Here is a 15,467-nt window from a genome sequence, read left to right on the forward strand (position 1 = left end):
CTGCGCGGCCGGCGGCTCGGTGGCCGAGCCCGGCCCCGACCCGTCGCGTCGGACCGGACGCTCAGCCGACGGGCGCGCCGAACCACCGGGGCAGGCGGTCGAGCAGGCCCGCCTGGTCGTCGCCGACCCACGCGACGTGGCCGTCGGGCCGCAGCAGCACGGCGGGCCCGGCCAGCTCCTCGCTCCCGTCGACGACGTGGTCGACCCGGTCGGACCCCCCTGCGACGGAGAGCCGGCCGGTCCGGTCGAGCAGCAGTCCGCGACCGACCGGTCGGCGGGTGGACGTGCGCCGCGTCGCCGGCCAGCAGCACCCGGCCGACCCGGTAGCGCTCCGCCTGCCGCGTGGCGTCCCCGAAGCGGGAGAGCCGGCGCGGCGAGTGCACGCCGAAGTCGGTCCCGGCGGTCGCCCGCAGCTGTCGCTCGAACTCCGCGAGGATCGGGGGCGCCGAGCGGTCCTCGGCCACCCCCTCGGCGGGCACGAGGACGCGGTACACGCCGTCCCCGATGGGCGCGGTCCACCGGTCGGCCGGCTCTAGGTCGTCTCCGGCGCGGAGGCCGTCGCGTCGCCGTCGAGCACGACCGCCTCGACCCGCGTTCCGCGGAAGAGCCCGGCGACCGCGGTCGCGCCGTCCCTGGACAGGTGCAGGCGCGTGCACCCGTCCCGGACGGGGGGGCGGCCCGACGATCGAGACCGGGTCACTCCCCGGCGGGGGCAGCTCCGTCCGGACGGCGTTCCTCGCCCTCGGACCGGGGGCCCGGGGCCTGCGGGTCCGTGCGCTCGAGGCGCTGACGGATCGCCGCGACGTTGAGTGCCAGGTCCTCGAGCGCCTCGACGGCGCGCGTGGCGAGCGCGAAGGTGAGGTTCTCGCGCTGCCGTTCGGTGCTGGGCTCGCGTCCGCCCTGGGTGAGCTCGGAGCGCTCGCGCGGACGACGCGTAGCCTCCGCCCACGGCTCGTCCTCGCCGCGCGGTTCGCCGAACAGCTCGCGCAGCATCCGCTGCGCCAGCTCGAGGAAGTCGCCCGGATCAGGCCGGTTGGTCGCCATCCGTCCCCTCCCAGCTCGTGTCGAGCACGTCGCGCGGACCGGAGGGCAGCCGCTCCGCGCCGGCGCGACCAACCTACGGCCGACGAACCGCCCTCGACAGCCGACGGCGTCCGGCTGCACCTCATGGGTGAGGCGGCAGGACCGGGCGGTCCGGGGTGCACCCCCGGAGCACCGGCACGCAGCCGGGCCCTGTCCGGTTCGACGGGCACGCCCACCCACGGGTACGACCACCACCGGCCCCACCGCCATCTCCCGATCCGCCGCTCGACCGATCTCCCCAGGCACGACACCGAGGCAGGAGGCACCGTCATGTCGCACGAGCGCGCTCCCCGTCGAGCTCCCGCCGTCCCGGTCGAGGCGAGCGGCGGCGACCCGCCGGTCGGAGCGGTGCCGGTCGGTAGCGTCGCGACCGCCGGCAGCAGCGCCGTCGTCGGCAGCGCCGCCGTCGCGCACGGCGCGGCCGCCGTCGGCAGCACGGCCACCGTCGCGAGCGCCGGCGTCGGAGGGGAGCGCGGGCGTCGCGGCCAGCGCCGGGGTGATCGGCAGCGCCGCGGTCGCACACAGTGCCGGCGTCGTCGGCAGCGCCGGGATCCTCGCCGGTCTCTGCAACGTCGGCTGTGCCGCGTGCGTGGCCTGCATCGGGTGCGTGGACTGTGTCGGTTGCGTGGCCTGCGTCGGCCTGCCCGGCACCGTCGGTGCCGTCGGCGTGCGCCGCGGACAGCGCCGTCCCGCGGGTGCGGCGGGGGCGGGTCGGGAATCACCCGCCCGCGCACGCGTTGACAGCAGCAGGGCACGATCCCGAGAACGGGGCGGTCGTCCGGCGACCGTCCCCCGTACCGTGGTCACCAGCCCCCGCACCGGCGGCTCGCGGCTTCCCGCGAGACCCGCCGGAGCCCGCGGCGTCGATCCTCGGAGATCCGCTCGGGCACGCGCGCGTCCCGTCCGCGGGACCGTGCGGCACGCCGCCGCGGCCACCGTGCCCGGCATCCCAGAGGAGGAGTACGTGGTTCGACCAGGCCAGCGCCACACGGGCGCTCGCCGCACCACCCCGCGCAAGCAGCGTCGCGTGGGCCACCGCGGTGACGTCGTCTCGGTGCTCGCCCGGACCGCCCGGGAGGTCGAGGCGGCCGTCCAGCGCGGCCGCGTGACGCCGTCCGTGCGCACGAAGTTCCAGGCCGCAGCCCTGCTGCTGCGCGACGAGCGCGCCCGCGTCCAGGCGGCGACCGGCAGCGACGGCCAGCGGGCCGAGCAGCTCAAGCGGCTGGACGGCATCGCGACGATCCTCGCGACGACCGCCGTCCGGGACGCCGGGCTGCTGGCGCTGCTCGCCGAGGACGCCGTCGTCTCCGATGCGGCCCGGTCGCTCAAGCGGGAGATGCTGCGCGACCTCGGCATCGAGCCCGCGCCCGAGGAGACCGCGCCGGCGGACACCGAGACGCCTCCCGCCGGCACGGAGCGGCGGGTCGTGCCGCAGTCGGTGATCTCCCGGCAGCTGGCCAACCCCTTCCTGGCCCCCGACTTCTCCGCCGTTCCGCAGCGCGGCTCCCGTCCGCGCCGCCTCATCGGCTGGGAGCTGCTCGCCCCGCTGTTCAGCTCGTTCGAGCGCGCCGGTGGGGGAGCCCCGGCGTGCATGGCGCTCCCGGCGTCGACGGCCCGGTTCACCCCGGCGGGCCTGCAGCTCATGCCGCACCAGGGGCGGCTGGTCGCCGCGGCCGCCGCCGGCCACCGGACCTTCCTGCTCGCCGACGAGCCGGGCCTCGGCAAGACGGCCCAGGCGCTGCTCGCCGCCGAGGCGGCGAACGCCTACCCGCTGCTCGTCGTCGTGCCCAACGTCGTCAAGACCAACTGGGCCCGTGAGGCGGCCCGCTGGACGCCGCACCGCCCGGCCACCGTGGTGCAGGGCGACGGCGAGACGGTGGACGGCTTCGCCGACGTCGTCGTGGTCAACTACGAGGTGCTCGACCGCCACGTGGGCTGGCTCGGCGACTTCGGCTTCCGCGGCATGGTCGTGGACGAGGCCCACTTCATCAAGAACAAGAGCTCGCAGCGCTCGCAGCACGTCCTCGCGCTCTCCGACGAGATCCGGTCCCGCACCGCGCGGCCCCTGCTGATGGCGCTGACCGGCACCCCGCTGATCAACGACATCGACGACTTCCGGACCATCTGGCAGTTCCTCGGGTGGATCGACGACAGCAAGCCGCTGGGCGAGCTGATGGACGCGCTCGAGGAGACCGGCCTGACGCCGGCCGACCCCGCGTTCTACGCCGCCGCCCGCCAGTCCGTCATCGACCTCGGCATCGTCCGCCGCCGCAAGGTCGACGTGGCCGCCGACATCCCCGCCCGCCGCATCGCCGACCTCCCGGTCGAGCTGGACGGGCCGGTCGGCCGGTCGATCCGGGCGGCCGAGCGGGACCTCGCCCGCCGGATGGTGGCGCGGTACGAGACCGCGCGCGCGAACCGGTCCCCCGACGCCGTCGTCGAGGGCATCGACGTCGACCTCGTCCGCCGGGTGGCCCGGTCGGAGCTGAAGGAGGCGATGACCGCGCAGTCCGGCGACAACGTGTTCACCGTGATGCGACGCATCGGCTCGGCGAAGGCGGAACTGGCCGCGGACTACGCGGCCCAACTGGCCCGCAGCGCCGGCAAGGTGGTCTTCTTCGCCAAGCACGTCGACGTCATGGACGCCGCCGAGGCGACCTTCGCCCGGCAGGGGGTGCGCTTCTCGTCGATCCGGGGCGACCAGACGCCCACGGCGCGGCAGGCGAACGTCGACGCGTTCGTCTCCGACCCGGACGTCGCCGTCGCGGTGTGCTCGCTGACCGCGGCCGGCGTCGGCCTGAACCTGCAGGTCGCCTCGAACGTCGTGCTGGCCGAGCTGTCCTGGACCGACGCGGAGCAGACCCAGGCCATCGACCGCAGCCACCGCATCGGGCAGACCGAGCCGGTCACCGCGTGGCGCATCATCGCCGCGCAGACCATCGACGCCCGGATCGCCGAGCTGATCGAGAGCAAGGCAGGGCTCGCCGCCCGGGCGCTGGACGGGTCCGACGAGGAGGTCGCCTCGTCGGCCGACGTGCAACTCGAGGCGCTCGTCGCGCTGCTGACCGAGGCGCTGCGGGCGTCGCCCGGACGCGGGGACCCCGCGGGTCCCTGACCGTCAGGGACCCCGGGGCGAGGCCGCGGCGCCGGTGGGGCCGGTCAGCTCTTGGCCCTCCGCGGGTGCATCAGCCGCTCCATCTCCGTGGCGGCCCGCTGCTTCTCCTTGCGCTCGCTGCGCTTGGCCTTGACGGCCTTGCCCGACTTCTTCGTGGCGTGGTTGTCGTGGGGCGACTTGTCGGACATGGGAGTGCTCCCTCGTCGACGGCCGGAACACGACCTCCTTACCGCTCGGTGCCCGGCCGCGCCAGATCCCGTCGCGTCCGCTCGACTCGAACGGCGGAGCCGGAGCCGACCCCGCGGACCCCGGTCCCGTCGCCGGTGACCGTCCGCTACGTCTCGACGTCCATGCGGTCCACGAGCTCTCCGTCGAAGGCGTAGACGTGGCGGACGTCGGCGACGGCGAGGACGGTGCCGGTCCGGTCGCGGACCACCTGGTGGACGCCGACCTCGACGGTGCCGTCGCCGCGCTCCCGGACGGCGGTCGGCCGGACGGTGGGGCGGATCTCGGCCCACTGGCGCTCCCAGTAGCGGCGGACGGCGTCGTGCCCGACGACCCGGCCGCCCTCCCATCCGTTGGGCCAGTCGACGTCCGGTGACATCGCGGCGACGACCGTGTCGATGTCGCGCGCGTTGAACGCGTCGTACAGGGAGCGGAGCAGGGTCTCGCGGTCGGCGGTCATGGGCGGTGCCCTCCGGGGTGGGACGTCGTGGCGGAGCGGTGCGGGGCCGCGGCGGTGACCGGCCGGCCCGCCCGTCGCCGCGCGGTCAGGATGTGGCCGCTGCGGCCGCCGCCGGGCGGCGGGCGGCCTGGAACAGCTCGATCAGGTTGCCGTCGGGGTCGGCGAGCAGGACCTGACGCCCTCCGGGGCCGGTGACCACGTCACTGCGGAAGGCCAGACGTGCCTCCTGCAGCCGGGCGATCTCGGCGTCCAGGTCGTCGACGACCAGGTGGATGCGGTTGCGGCCCGCCGTGGCGGCATCGTCGGGGGTGGCCCGGGCCCCGGAGCTGGTCGGTCCGGAGAGCAGCAGTCGCAGCGGGCCGCGGACCACGTCGGCGAAGGCGGGTGCGGCGCTGGTGTGGAGCGTGAAGCCGAGGTGGGAGGTGTAGAAGTCGATCGCGGCCTGCACGTCGGTGACGAGGTACCGGACGCCGGCGTACTCCTCGGGTGCGGTCACAGCCGATCCTCCTGTCGATCGGTGGCGGTGGGGGCGACGCTCGAGCGGCGGCGCACGCCCTGTGCTGCCGTTCGGTCGAGCCTTCGGACACCTCGAGTGTGGAGCGCCTCTCCGCTGAGGTCACCGGTATCGCCACCCGACATCGGGTCCCGATATCGACGCGCCGACCGGGGTGGCGATCCGGGTCGCTGCGACGACCGACGGTGAGAAGTCGCCCGTGGGCACCGGACCTCCGGCCCGCCGACCGGGCCTCACCGACGGGCCGGGAAGGGGTGCTGCGCCGCAGCGCGGCCCTACCCTTGCGGAGCCGACATCGGGTTCGTCGTCCCACCGCGTGGACAGGAGGCGGTCGTGCGGGAGTTCCAGCGGGGCGCCATCCGGGTCCACGTTCTCCACCACGCCGCGGAGGAGGAGATCCACGGCGCGTGGATGACCGAGGAGCTGGCGCGCCACGGCTACCGCATCAGCCCCGGCACGCTCTACCCGACCCTGCACCGGTTGGAGGCCGACGGGCTGCTCACCTCCCGGCAGCTGGTCGTCGATGGCCGGACCCGGCGGCTGTACCGAGCCACCGACGCCGGCCGCGCTGCCCTGGCCGAGGACCGTGCCGCTCTGGCAGAGCTCGCCCGCGAGGTGCTCGGGCCACAGCAGCCGGAGTAGCCGAGGCCGCACCTCCCGGCGTGGGCGGCCGTCTGACCGGAGATCCGCGACGGATCCAGGAGGCGGCGTGCCGGCGGGACGGCCGCGACGGGAGGCCGCTCGTGCGGGAGAGACCTACGCTGCGCCGGTGCGCCCTCTCCGTGCTCGCGTGGTGGGGCAGCGCCGCTCCGCCGTGGGGCCGCGGGTCCTCCTCCCGGTGCTGGTGGTCGCCGCCGCCGTGGCCCAGGGCTTCGGGCGCTTCGGGTACGCGCTGCTGCTGCCCGCCGTCAACGCCGACCTCGTCCACTCGTACTCGACCGCCGGCCTGCTCGGCACGCTGAACCTGACCGCGTACCTCGCGGGGACCGTGCTGGTCAGCCTCACGGCCGGGCGCCTGGCCCCGGCGACGTCCGTGCGCGCAGGGCTGCTGCTGACCACGGCCGGGCTGTCGGTCCTCGCGTCGGCGGGGTCGGTGCCCGTCCTGGTGGTGGGCATGGTCCTGACGGGGTTCGGCGGGGCGATGATCTGGGTGCCGGCTCCGGGCATCGCCGGCTCGGCCGTGCGCGCCTCGCGCCGCGGTCTCGCCATCGGGCTGACCGGGAGCGGCGTCGGCGTGGGGGTGGTGGCGAGCAGCGTCCTGACCGCACTCGTGCACGCCGTGGCCGGTCCCGGTGCGTGGCGGCCGGTCTGGGCGATCGAGGCGGTGCTGGCCGCGATCGTGGCGGCGATCGCGGCGTGGTCGCTGCGCCCGCGGGCCGCCCCCGTCTCCGGGCCGGTCCGCATCTCGGCGCTGCGCGCGGTGCCCGGCTGGATCGGCTCGACGCTGTCCTACGGCGGGTACGGCCTGGCGGTCGCCGTCTACATGACCTTCCTCGTCGCCGCGTACGAGGACGACGCCGGCTTCGGCGCCGGCCACGCCTCGGCGGTGTACGCCCTCGTGGGGCTGGCCATCGCGGCCGGCGGGGTGCTGTTCGGCCGCTGGTCGGACAGCGTGGGGCGGCGGGCGGCCATGACCTGGGCCTACGTGGCCATGACCGCGGCGGTCCTGCTCGTCCCGGTGGGGGCCGAGCCCTGGGCGGTGCTCTCCGCGCTCCTGTTCGGCCTGGCGATGTCCGGGGCCCCGGCCGTGCTCGGCGCCCACCTCGCCGACTCGCTCGACCCCCGCCGGTTCGCCGCGGCCTTTGGCGCGGTCACCCTCGTGTTCGGGCTGGCCCAGCTGGTGGGTCCCCAGCTCGGCGGGTGGATCGCCGACCGGACCGGCAGCTTCTCCACCGCGTTCCTGGTCGCCGGCGGTGCGGCGCTCGGGGCCGCCGTCGCGGCCGCGACCCTGCCGCCGCGCGGCGCCGCCGTCCGGTCCCGCGGGACTCGACCCGAGGCGCCCTGACGCGGAGCTGCGCCCGTCCGGCTCACCCGGGCTGGGACTCGTGTCCGGCCGGGACCGCCCGGACCAGGCCCCGGTAGGCGTCGGCGGCGGGGATGCGGCCGCTGACGACGCCGTGGATGGTCCGGGCGATCGGCATGCGCAGCCCGTGCCGGTCAGCGAGCTCCACCACCGTGGACGCCGTCTTCACCCCCTCGGCGACCATCCGCATCTCCCCGAGGACCTCCGCGAGTGGCCGGCCCAGGCCGAGCTGCTCGCCGACGTGGCGGTTGCGGCTCTGCGGGCTCATGCAGGTGGCGACCAGGTCGCCCATGCCGGCCAGCCCGGCGAGGGTGGTGGCCTCGCCGCCCATCGCCACGGCCAGCGTGGTCAGCTCGGCCAGGCCGCGGGACATCACCGCGGCGCGCGTGTTGTCACCCACGCCGAGGCCCTGCGCCATGCCGGTGGCGATGGCGATGACGTTCTTGAGCGCGCCGCCGATCTCGCAGCCGACGACGTCGTGGTGCGTGTAGACGCGGAAGACCCCGCGCTGCACCTCGCGCTGCAGCGCCGCGGCCACGGTGAGGTCCTCGGTCGCGATCACGCTGGCCGCGGCCTGGCCGGACAGGATCTCCCGCGCCAGGTTGGGCCCGGTCAGCGCCGCGGCCGGCCTCCCGGGCAGCACCTCCTTGACCACCTGGGTCATCCGCAGGTGCGTGTCGCGCTCCAGCCCCTTGCTGAGGCTCACCACGGGGATCCACGGCGCCAGGAACGGCCGGGCCCGTTCCAGGGTCTCCCGGAAGGCGCCGGTGGGCACGCCCACCACGAGCAGCTCGGCGTGCCGGGACGCCCGCTCGATGTCGGCGGTCGCCCGCAGCCGGGCGGGCAGCCGGGCGTCCGGCAGGTAGGCCGTGTTGGTGCGCTGCTGCTCCACCTCGCCGGCCACCGCGGGATTGCGCGCCCAGAGCAGCACCTCGTGGTCACGGCGGCACAGCAGCGCGGCGACCGTCGTCCCCCACGAGCCGGCCCCGAGCACGGTCACCCTCATCGACGTCCTCCTGACCGCTCCGTCGCGACGGCGACGACCAGCCCCGTACCGATCGCCGCCCGGTCAGGATCCTCGCGGACGAGCCGCCCCTCCTGCAGGCGGTCCGGCGCTCCCGCGGTGCTCAGATGCCGGTCTCGGCCGGCAGCACGCCGTGCTGGACGGCGCGCACGAGGTCGGCGTGGTCGCGCTCGGTCTGGTCGGCGTACGCGCGGGCGAACCGGCCGAGGGCCTCGCGGACCCTCGTGCCGCCCCCGAGGTAGCCCGCGATCATCGACGCCCCGCTGGTGCGGGCGTGTCCCTTGGCCAGCAGGTACCCGCAGATGCCCGCGTACGAGGTGAGGGCGCGGGCGTCGATGCCCACGAGGGTGATCGCGCCCTTCATGTCACGGAACTGGCGGACGTAGTACTGGACGTCGCCGACGCTGGTCCAGCCGAGGAGGGGGTCGCTCACCGTCTGCACGGCCTGCTGGTACTCCACGACGCGCTGGCCCTGGTGCGCGTGCCACGCCGACTCGCCGTGCACGAACGGCGCGAGCACCGAGCGCCTGGCCTGCTTGAGCTGGAGGAACAGCACGTCGTCGGCGCTGCTGCCCTCGCACAGGGCCACCCACGCGCGGAGCCCGACCGAGCCGACGCCGACCACCTTGTGTGCGATGTCGACCAGGCGGTAGCCGCCGACGACCCTGGCCCAGTGCGGCGGCAGCGTGGCCAGGTAGGCGTCCAGCGCCTCGGCCAGCTGCTCCGCCTCCGCCGGCTGCGGGCGGGTGAGCAGCGGCGGCTCGGTCACGATCCGCCGTGCACCGTCGCGCTCCTCGGTGATGCGGGGCAGCGCCCGGTCACTGGTGCGCCTGCGGGCCCGGCGGGCCGACGTCTCGATCTCGGCGCGCAGACCCGTTCCGGGCGCCGTCTGCAGCAGCCGGTCGACGTCCAGGTGCTCGTACGAGCGGGCGAGCAGCGGTTGCTCGGCCAGGGCCGCGATCTGCAGCCGGTACTCCTCGACGCACCGCCCCACCGCCTCGCCGCACGCGGCCTCCGACGCCCCGTTCTCCCGGCCCGCCACCCACACGCTCGTGGTGAGCCGACGCAGGTCCCACTCCCAGGCACCCGGGTGTGCCTCGTCGAAGTCGTTGAGGTCGAACACGAGGTCGCGTTCGGGGGAGGCGTAGAACCCGAAGTTGCCGAGGTGCGCGTCGCCGCACACGACCGGCGTGATCCCCGTGGCCGGCAACCCGGCGAAGTCGGTGGCGTGGACGTTGGCCGCGCCCCGGAGGAAGGCGTAGGGGGAGGCGATCATCCGCCCGACCCGCACGGGGACCAGCCAGTCCAGCCGGCCCTCGTTCGACCGGACCACCTGGTCGACGACGTCGGGACGGTCGGCTGGGGGAGTCCAGTCCCCGAGCGCGGAGCGTGGCGTGGTCCGGCGCAACTGGCGGCCGAACGCGTACCGTGCTGCGCGCGGCGGGCCGCTGTGCCGCAGCGACGAGAACCCGCGGTCGTCGGCGGACGCGAGCACCGAGTGCGCCCGCGGCTTCCCCTGGTCGACGGTCACGGGGAGAGCGTGGCAGCGGGTCGGATCGGCAACCAGTGAGCAGCGTCCCGGGCCGCGGGCCCGGCCGGGAGGACCGGGCACGGGTCCTCGCCCGCCGGACGCCCGGACGCCCGGACGCCGGACGCCGGACGCCGGACGCCGACCGTGCTCGTGCGTGTGCGGGGAGGGACCGCCGCCCCGGGCGACCCGGATCCGGGCCCGCGCGGGTGTCGCTGTTGCCGAACGATCGGCACCCGCTGAACCGTCCGACGACGGAACGGTCTACCAGGCCTCGGACGCCCCGGCCTCGACGGACGAGGGACCGACCGGCGACGGACCGACCGGCGACAGACCGGGGGGCGGGGGCACAGCCGACGCGGAGGGCGAGGTACCGGGCGGTGCGGAGCCGGGGCGGGTCGGGTGGCCGTCCGAGGTCGTGCCGGTGCACGGGGGCCGGGTGTGGGTCGTCGACCTGGCCGTGGGACCACCGGTCGACGTCGGTCGGACGCGCAGCCGCGGTCGCCGGCGGTCCGCGACGACCGAGGTGCCGGCCGGCACCGGTTCCCGCCCGCCGGCGTCGCCGTGTATCAGGCGGCCCCGCCCGACGCTCCGGAGGACGGGCGCGGGCCCGGCCACCGTCTCGGGGGTGTGACCGGTCCCGGCCGCGGCACCGGCCGGAGACGCACCCGGAGAGGTGGTCCATGCCCGCGTACGAGCCCGGTACGGAGGACCTCGCGGTGCCGTACGAGGAACTGCTCACCGCCCTCCGCCACTTCCTCCGGACCGAGGGGGCGTGCCACCTGGACGACCCGAACGTCTCCTCCATCGGCATCGGCCACAAGGTGACCGGCGGACGGCGGACCCCGCGGCTGGCGGTGCAGTTCACGGTGGAGCACAAGTACGCCGAGCCGGGGGCGCTCGCCGCGCTGAGCACCACCCCCGTCCCGGAGGCGATCACGGTCGCCGGCGTCCGGGTGCCCACCGACGTGCTGGAGCGGCGCTCCCTCCCGGCCCTGCTCGTGGAGGCCGCCGGAGCCCCGGGCGCGGCGTCCGGCGGCGTGCCGAGGATCTTCTCGTGGGCGTCGCCGTCGCGCGCCTGCGGCTGAGCCGGCACCGGGTCCCCCGCCGGGTCGGGGACTACGCGAAGTCGCCCTCGGCCAGGGCGCGCAGTGCCCCCATCCCGGGCGCGAACAGGTACTCGGTGCCCCGGGTGCGCACGAGGTCCGGTCGGACCGCGACGAACCGCGGGCGGCCGTCGTCCGCGGGGATCGTCATCTTCCCGCTCCCCCCGGCGCCTCCGACGAACCAGTCGCGGTCGTCCCCGAGCCCGAAGGTGTCGCCGTCGTTGCACCAGTGCGCCTGCACGGTCTCGAACTGGCGGGCGATGTCGGCGTTGTAGCAGATGAAGAGCAGTCCCCGGTCCCCGTCGTCGGGAGCGTCCGGGTCGTAGGGCTCCCCGTACGGCATCCCCCGGCGGATGATGCGGTGCCGCGCCGTCAGGGCGCCGCCGGCGCGGAGCGCGCCGCCGAAGTCCAGCGCGTCCCGGGGGTTGGCCCGGCGGATGTGGGCACCCAGCGGGCAGACGGAACCGTTCCGGTCGTGCGGCAGGTACCGGAAGTCGTTCGCCGGCTGGTCGTCCGCGACGTCGCCGAGGTCGTCCGCAGGAGTGCGGTTCGGGTGCGTCGCGAGCGGCGTCCCGTCCCGCCACCGGCCCATGACCTTCGCCGCGACCAGCTCCGGCGACAGGCCCGTCCGTTCCGCGGCCTCGGCGAGGAGCTGCCGGAACAGCGGGACGTCCTGCTCGAGCTTGCGGTAGACGACGTAGGTGCCGTTGCGGACCAGGTCCGGGTGGGGCTCGTCGTCGACCTGGCCGTCCTCGTCGGGGTGACCGAGGAGGAACTCGCCGAGCGCGACCGGGTCCCACCCGCCGTCCGGCCGGGGGGTCCCGATGCCGCTGTCCCAGGGCGCCCGGTGGCTGCTGGGCCGGTCGACGCCCTCGATGTCGGGCTGGGAGAACCCGTCGGCGTAGCCGAAGTGCTCCCGCCGGTGCCGCAGCTCGTGGGTCTCCTGCACGTCGGCGACCCCCAGCCCGGGGACGGCCTCGACCTCCTCGGCCAGCCGGTCCCGTTCCTGCGTCAGGCGGTCCCACTCTTGCGTGCAGACGGTCAGCACCAGGTGCACGTGACCGGTGCCGAGGTGCCGCTCCCACTGCGCGGGGGCGCTGGGCCCGACGTCGCCCAGCTCGGCGGCCCGCGCGCGGGTCGACACGCGGAACGCCTCCGGGAACCGGAGCAGCAGGGCCGGCCGCAGTCCCAGCCGCTTGAAGCCGCAGTGGGTGATCGCGACGTTGAGGGTGGCGTCGGGCCGTCGCCCCTGCGGCCAGCGGGCCGCGGTGGTGACCCGCCCCCGGACCTGTCGGAGGCACTGCCGGGCCGCCTCGGCGGTGTCCGCGTGCAGGAGCAGGTGGACGGCGTGGCCGAAGCCGTACCCGTTGAGGATGTTGCCCTGGACGTCGCCCAGGTCGAGTGCGGTGCCCATGGCTCAGGTGCCGTCCTCCTCGAACTCGGCGCGGAAGGCCGCCTGCAGGTCCAGGGGGTCGCACCGCTGCGTCCGCATGGCGAACCGCGCGTGCCGGCGCCGCAGGTCGAGGGCATCGCCGACCTCGTCCACCGTGGCGTCGTACGCGGCGAACCACCGGTGGACCGGCAGCCGGTTGTGCAGCAGGTAGCGGCAGAAGTCCGCGGGACGGTCGTGCCCGGGATAGCCGACACAGTGGCCCCACACGGCGTCGGCGTCGCGCCCGAGCCCGGTGCGGAGGTCCTCCACGTGCTGCTCGGCCGGGCAGTTGGCGGTGCTGGTGAACAGCAGGTACTGCATGCGCAGCGGCCGGGTCCGGCGGGGGAGGCCCCGGTAGCGCCAGGGCGCTCCGGAGAGCACGACCCAGCGGGCGAAGTGCGTCCCGGCCACCCGGCTGAAGGGGCTTTCCTCGGCGTGCGGGAGGCGAGCCAGCGCGTTCCGCAGCTCGCGCTCCTCGCCGGGGACCACCGGCGTCAGCACGGTGAGCGGGGTGGCCGGCCAGGTGGAGCTCACAGGTCGCCCTCCCGCCGGGCGAGGAAACCGCGGTACAGCACCGCGAACTCCCCGGGGCCCGCGGTCCGCGCGGCCGCGACGAGGTGCTCGTGCTCCTTCGCGACCTCCAGCGCCGAGAGGACGGTGCGGACGGTCGCCTCGGGGTGGGCGGACCAGCAGTGGGCGCCCGGGACGCTCAGCTCGCCGATGTAGCCGGCCAGCGCGGTGACCGATCCGGTGCCGGGGAACCCGGCGGACGTGCGCCAGATCTTCCGGACCTTCGAGCCGACCGCGTGCACGAACGCCTCGACGTAGGGCTCGGTCGGCGCGCTGTAGACGGTCTCCCAGAGCAGCAGCCGGTGGGGCAGCCGCTCCGGGACCTGCGGTCGCCCGTTGTACGGCAGCCGGGGGACGACGGTCCAGCGGATGAAGTGGACCGACTTCAGCGGGCCGAGCCCGGTGAGGGCGGGGATGCGGCCGGTCAGCGCGAACAGCAGCCGCAGCCACACGGCGCCGGGCGGCCGGAGCGCCGTGAGCACGGTGATCATCCCCGCCCGGCCGGCGGTGTCCGGTCGCAGCGCGGCGGTCCGGGGCGTCGGGACTCCGGCCGGCGGAGCGGCGGCCTCCTGGGCCCGGGCGACGACGGTCCGGCCCGGCGTCGGGAAGGAGCGGAACCGCACGGCGTCAGCCGCCCTCTCCGAGCTCGACCTCGAGGCGGCCGGGGAACAGCCCGTCCCAGCGGGTGCGTCCGGCGGAGCCGGGTGCGCGCCGCAGTCCGTCCGAGCGGAGCAGCGGTGCCAGGAGTGCCGGCAACTGGACGCCCATCACGTGCTCCCCGGGGCACCGGTGCGGACCGCCGCCGAAGACCCGGTACTGCGTCGCGGCCCGCGTGGCGTCGAAGCCCTCCGGGTCGGGGACGGTGGTCTCGTCCCACATCGCCGAGTGCGTGCCGACGAAGACCGCGGTGCCGCGGGCGACCGGCCGGCTCCGCGGGGTCCCCGCGGCCAGCGTCGTCGCCGCCGTGCACCGGCGCGGCAGCCGTGGCTGGATCGGCCGGAACCGGTAGACCTCCCACAGCAGGCGGCGCAGCTCCGCCAGGTCGCCGTCGCGCGCGGCCTGCCGGGCCCGGTCGAGCGCTTCGGGGTCGTCCAGCAGCTCGTCGACGCCGAGCACGGCCGCCCGCGCGCCGTGCCACAGCCACCCGATGGCCATCCCGATGACGTTGCCGCGGATCTCCGCGTCGTCCAGCGCGGTCCCGGGGTCCGTCTCCTGCCGCGTCACCAGTCGCCGTAGCAGGCTGTCCGGCCCTCCGGGATCCTCCCTGACCGCCTCCACCAGGCCGGTCACGTGTGCCTCCATCCGCCGCCAGGCGACCTCGGCCCGCTGCGCCACCGACCGGATCTCCCCGCGGTTGAGGAAGATGTGCTCGAACAGGTCGCGGCCCCACTGCAGGCGCGTCTCCCGATCCGGGCCCGGGATCCCGACGTAGGCGTCGAGGACGTCGTCGAACACGGGCTGGACCAGCTCGCCGACGATCTCCAGGCGGCCGGTGCGGCGGGCGCGCTCGACCCGCGCCTCCGCAGCTCCCGTCGCCAGACGCCGGAGGCCGTCGGCGTCCTCGCAGCGCAGGACGGCGTCGATCTCGGCGCGCTGCCGGCGGTGCTCGGCGGGCTCGGACCCGAGGAGGAACGCCCCGGGCAGGTGGTGCGCGTAGGGCCAGGCGAAGGCCTCGGTGCGGTCGAGCACCTGGTCCACGTCCTCGCTTCGCGTGACCACGACCAGCCGGCCGACGCGGGGGAGGGGCCAGTGCCGGCGCACGGGTCCCAGCCGGGCCACCCGGTTGGTGCTGAGCACCTGCGCCAACCGGGCCGCGACCCGCCGCCGGAGCTCGTCGGCGAGCAGCGAGGGCGGGGTGTCGGCGCTCTGCTCGGGCACCTGCACGGTGATCACCGTCCATGGGTCGCCGTGGATCCGGCGGAGAGCGGCCAAGCTAGTGACCGGGCTCGTGGTCGGTCGAGGCTCCGCCGGCCCACCCGTGGTGTCGGGGGACGTCGCGCAACCAGACGACCACGTCGAGCCAGCAGTAGGCGGCTCGTCCCGAGGCGACGACGTCGTCCAGCGAGAGCTCGGCCGGCCGGTTGTCGTGCGCGGGGGACCTCAGGACCCCGTCGCACCACGCCACCTCGCCGTCCAGCACCCGGACCGCGAGGTCCACCAGGCGTCCGTCGTGCCACTCCTCCCGGCTCACGGACCGCCTCCCTCCTGCCACCCGCCCTTCCACCGGTGGACCGAGCGGGACGGAGGTCGGGGTCCGACGACGTCGGTACGGGACAGAGGACCGGACCCCCGGGGCTGATACAGCGGTCCGGGGATCGGCGGGGACCGCGCACGGCGGTGCGCCGGCGGCGAGCGATCCGGGTGCAGCGACGGTCGCGGGGTCCCTA

Annotated in this window: 15 protein-coding genes and 2 pseudogenes; 4 read left to right on the plus strand and 13 right to left on the minus strand. The window is 75.8% G+C overall.

From position 1 onward, the window contains the following. Nucleotides 1-61: 61 nt before the first annotated feature. The 3 genes and pseudogenes from ACI782_RS05300 to ACI782_RS05310 all read right to left on the minus strand — a co-directional run. Nucleotides 62-265: pseudogene (locus tag ACI782_RS05300) on the minus strand (aromatic-ring hydroxylase C-terminal domain-containing protein); the annotation flags it as partial. 13 nt (nucleotides 266-278) lie between these two features. Next, nucleotides 279-656 (minus strand): annotated as a pseudogene (locus ACI782_RS05305) (FAD-dependent monooxygenase); the annotation flags it as partial. 40 nt (nucleotides 657-696) lie between these two features. Then, entirely contained in the window at nucleotides 697-1,044 is a 348-nt protein-coding gene (locus tag ACI782_RS05310) for a hypothetical protein (RefSeq protein ID WP_456906834.1), read from the minus strand. A gap of 1,066 nt (nucleotides 1,045-2,110) precedes the next feature. On the opposite strand from ACI782_RS05310, the gene ACI782_RS05315 reads away from it, so the two are divergent. Beyond that, nucleotides 2,111-4,198, plus strand: a complete 2,088-nt coding sequence (locus ACI782_RS05315) for a DEAD/DEAH box helicase (protein ID WP_456906836.1) — start codon at nucleotides 2,111-2,113, stop codon at nucleotides 4,196-4,198. Between the two features lie 44 nt (nucleotides 4,199-4,242). Here the strand turns inward: ACI782_RS05315 and ACI782_RS05320 are convergent, their stop codons facing one another. The 3 genes from ACI782_RS05320 to ACI782_RS05330 all read right to left on the minus strand — a co-directional run bounded on the left by ACI782_RS05320 (nucleotide 4,243) and on the right by ACI782_RS05330 (nucleotide 5,379). After that, nucleotides 4,243-4,386, minus strand: coding sequence for a hypothetical protein (locus ACI782_RS05320; protein WP_456906838.1), 144 nt, complete (start codon nucleotides 4,384-4,386; stop codon nucleotides 4,243-4,245). Between the two features lie 146 nt (nucleotides 4,387-4,532). Next, nucleotides 4,533-4,883, minus strand: coding sequence for a nuclear transport factor 2 family protein (locus ACI782_RS05325; protein ID WP_456906840.1), 351 nt, complete (start codon nucleotides 4,881-4,883; stop codon nucleotides 4,533-4,535). Nucleotides 4,884-4,968: 85 nt separating this feature from the next. After that, nucleotides 4,969-5,379: a VOC family protein gene (locus tag ACI782_RS05330; protein WP_456906841.1), complete on the minus strand. Its 411-nt coding sequence runs from the start codon at nucleotides 5,377-5,379 to the stop codon at nucleotides 4,969-4,971. A gap of 351 nt (nucleotides 5,380-5,730) precedes the next feature. On the opposite strand from ACI782_RS05330, the gene ACI782_RS05335 reads away from it, so the two are divergent. After that, nucleotides 5,731-6,039 (plus strand): PadR family transcriptional regulator, encoded by a 309-nt coding sequence (locus ACI782_RS05335; RefSeq protein ID WP_456906843.1) that lies wholly within the window; start codon nucleotides 5,731-5,733, stop codon nucleotides 6,037-6,039. 127 nt (nucleotides 6,040-6,166) lie between these two features. Then, entirely contained in the window at nucleotides 6,167-7,402 is a 1,236-nt protein-coding gene (locus tag ACI782_RS05340) for a YbfB/YjiJ family MFS transporter (protein ID WP_456906845.1), read from the plus strand. Between the two features lie 22 nt (nucleotides 7,403-7,424). Here the strand turns inward: ACI782_RS05340 and ACI782_RS05345 are convergent, their stop codons facing one another. Together ACI782_RS05345 and ACI782_RS05350 are read right to left on the minus strand one after the other, a co-directional pair. Continuing rightward, nucleotides 7,425-8,426, minus strand: a complete 1,002-nt coding sequence (locus tag ACI782_RS05345; RefSeq protein ID WP_456906847.1) for an NAD(P)H-dependent glycerol-3-phosphate dehydrogenase — start codon at nucleotides 8,424-8,426, stop codon at nucleotides 7,425-7,427. Between the two features lie 121 nt (nucleotides 8,427-8,547). Then, entirely contained in the window at nucleotides 8,548-9,975 is a 1,428-nt protein-coding gene (locus ACI782_RS05350; protein WP_456906849.1) for a DUF2252 domain-containing protein, read from the minus strand. Between the two features lie 680 nt (nucleotides 9,976-10,655). On the opposite strand from ACI782_RS05350, the gene ACI782_RS05355 reads away from it, so the two are divergent. After that, nucleotides 10,656-11,060, plus strand: a complete 405-nt coding sequence (locus ACI782_RS05355) for a hypothetical protein (protein WP_456906851.1) — start codon at nucleotides 10,656-10,658, stop codon at nucleotides 11,058-11,060. Nucleotides 11,061-11,091: 31 nt separating this feature from the next. Here the strand turns inward: ACI782_RS05355 and ACI782_RS05360 are convergent, their stop codons facing one another. From ACI782_RS05360 to ACI782_RS05380, 5 genes are read right to left on the minus strand one after another with little or no spacing between them, the layout of a single operon-like run. Beyond that, nucleotides 11,092-12,492, minus strand: coding sequence for a Dyp-type peroxidase (locus tag ACI782_RS05360; RefSeq protein WP_456906853.1), 1,401 nt, complete (start codon nucleotides 12,490-12,492; stop codon nucleotides 11,092-11,094). 3 nt (nucleotides 12,493-12,495) lie between these two features. Then, nucleotides 12,496-13,044 carry a hypothetical protein gene (locus tag ACI782_RS05365; RefSeq protein ID WP_456906855.1) on the minus strand — a complete coding sequence of 183 codons (549 nt, stop codon included), beginning with the start codon at nucleotides 13,042-13,044 and terminating at the stop codon, nucleotides 12,496-12,498. After that, on the minus strand, nucleotides 13,041-13,703 hold the full coding sequence (locus ACI782_RS05370; protein ID WP_456906857.1) for a hypothetical protein: 663 nt from the start codon (nucleotides 13,701-13,703) through the stop codon (nucleotides 13,041-13,043). Before ACI782_RS05370 ends, ACI782_RS05365 begins: the two co-directional genes overlap by 4 nt. Before the next feature lie 4 nt (nucleotides 13,704-13,707). Next, nucleotides 13,708-14,973, minus strand: a complete 1,266-nt coding sequence (locus tag ACI782_RS05375) for a cytochrome P450 (protein WP_456906859.1) — start codon at nucleotides 14,971-14,973, stop codon at nucleotides 13,708-13,710. A gap of 40 nt (nucleotides 14,974-15,013) precedes the next feature. Beyond that, the gene (locus ACI782_RS05380) at nucleotides 15,014-15,271 is read right to left on the minus strand and encodes a hypothetical protein (RefSeq protein ID WP_456906861.1); all 258 of its coding nucleotides are present in this window, start codon (nucleotides 15,269-15,271) and stop codon (nucleotides 15,014-15,016) included. Between the last annotated feature and the right edge of the window lie 196 nt (nucleotides 15,272-15,467).

This window comes from Geodermatophilus sp. SYSU D00703, assembly GCF_054050155.1.

Excerpts from the sequence above, each read along its gene's own strand:
- ACI782_RS05310 (WP_456906834.1), bottom strand. The coding sequence starts at position 1,044 with ATGGCGACCAACCGGCCTGATCCGGGCGACTTCCTCGAGCTGGCGCAG.
- ACI782_RS05320 (WP_456906838.1), bottom strand. The coding sequence starts at position 4,386 with ATGTCCGACAAGTCGCCCCACGACAACCACGCCACGAAGAAGTCGGGC.
- ACI782_RS05325 (WP_456906840.1), bottom strand. The coding sequence starts at position 4,883 with ATGACCGCCGACCGCGAGACCCTGCTCCGCTCCCTGTACGACGCGTTC.
- ACI782_RS05345 (WP_456906847.1), bottom strand. The coding sequence starts at position 8,426 with ATGAGGGTGACCGTGCTCGGGGCCGGCTCGTGGGGGACGACGGTCGCC.
- ACI782_RS05355 (WP_456906851.1), top strand. The coding sequence starts at position 10,656 with ATGCCCGCGTACGAGCCCGGTACGGAGGACCTCGCGGTGCCGTACGAG.
- ACI782_RS05360 (WP_456906853.1), bottom strand. The coding sequence starts at position 12,492 with ATGGGCACCGCACTCGACCTGGGCGACGTCCAGGGCAACATCCTCAAC.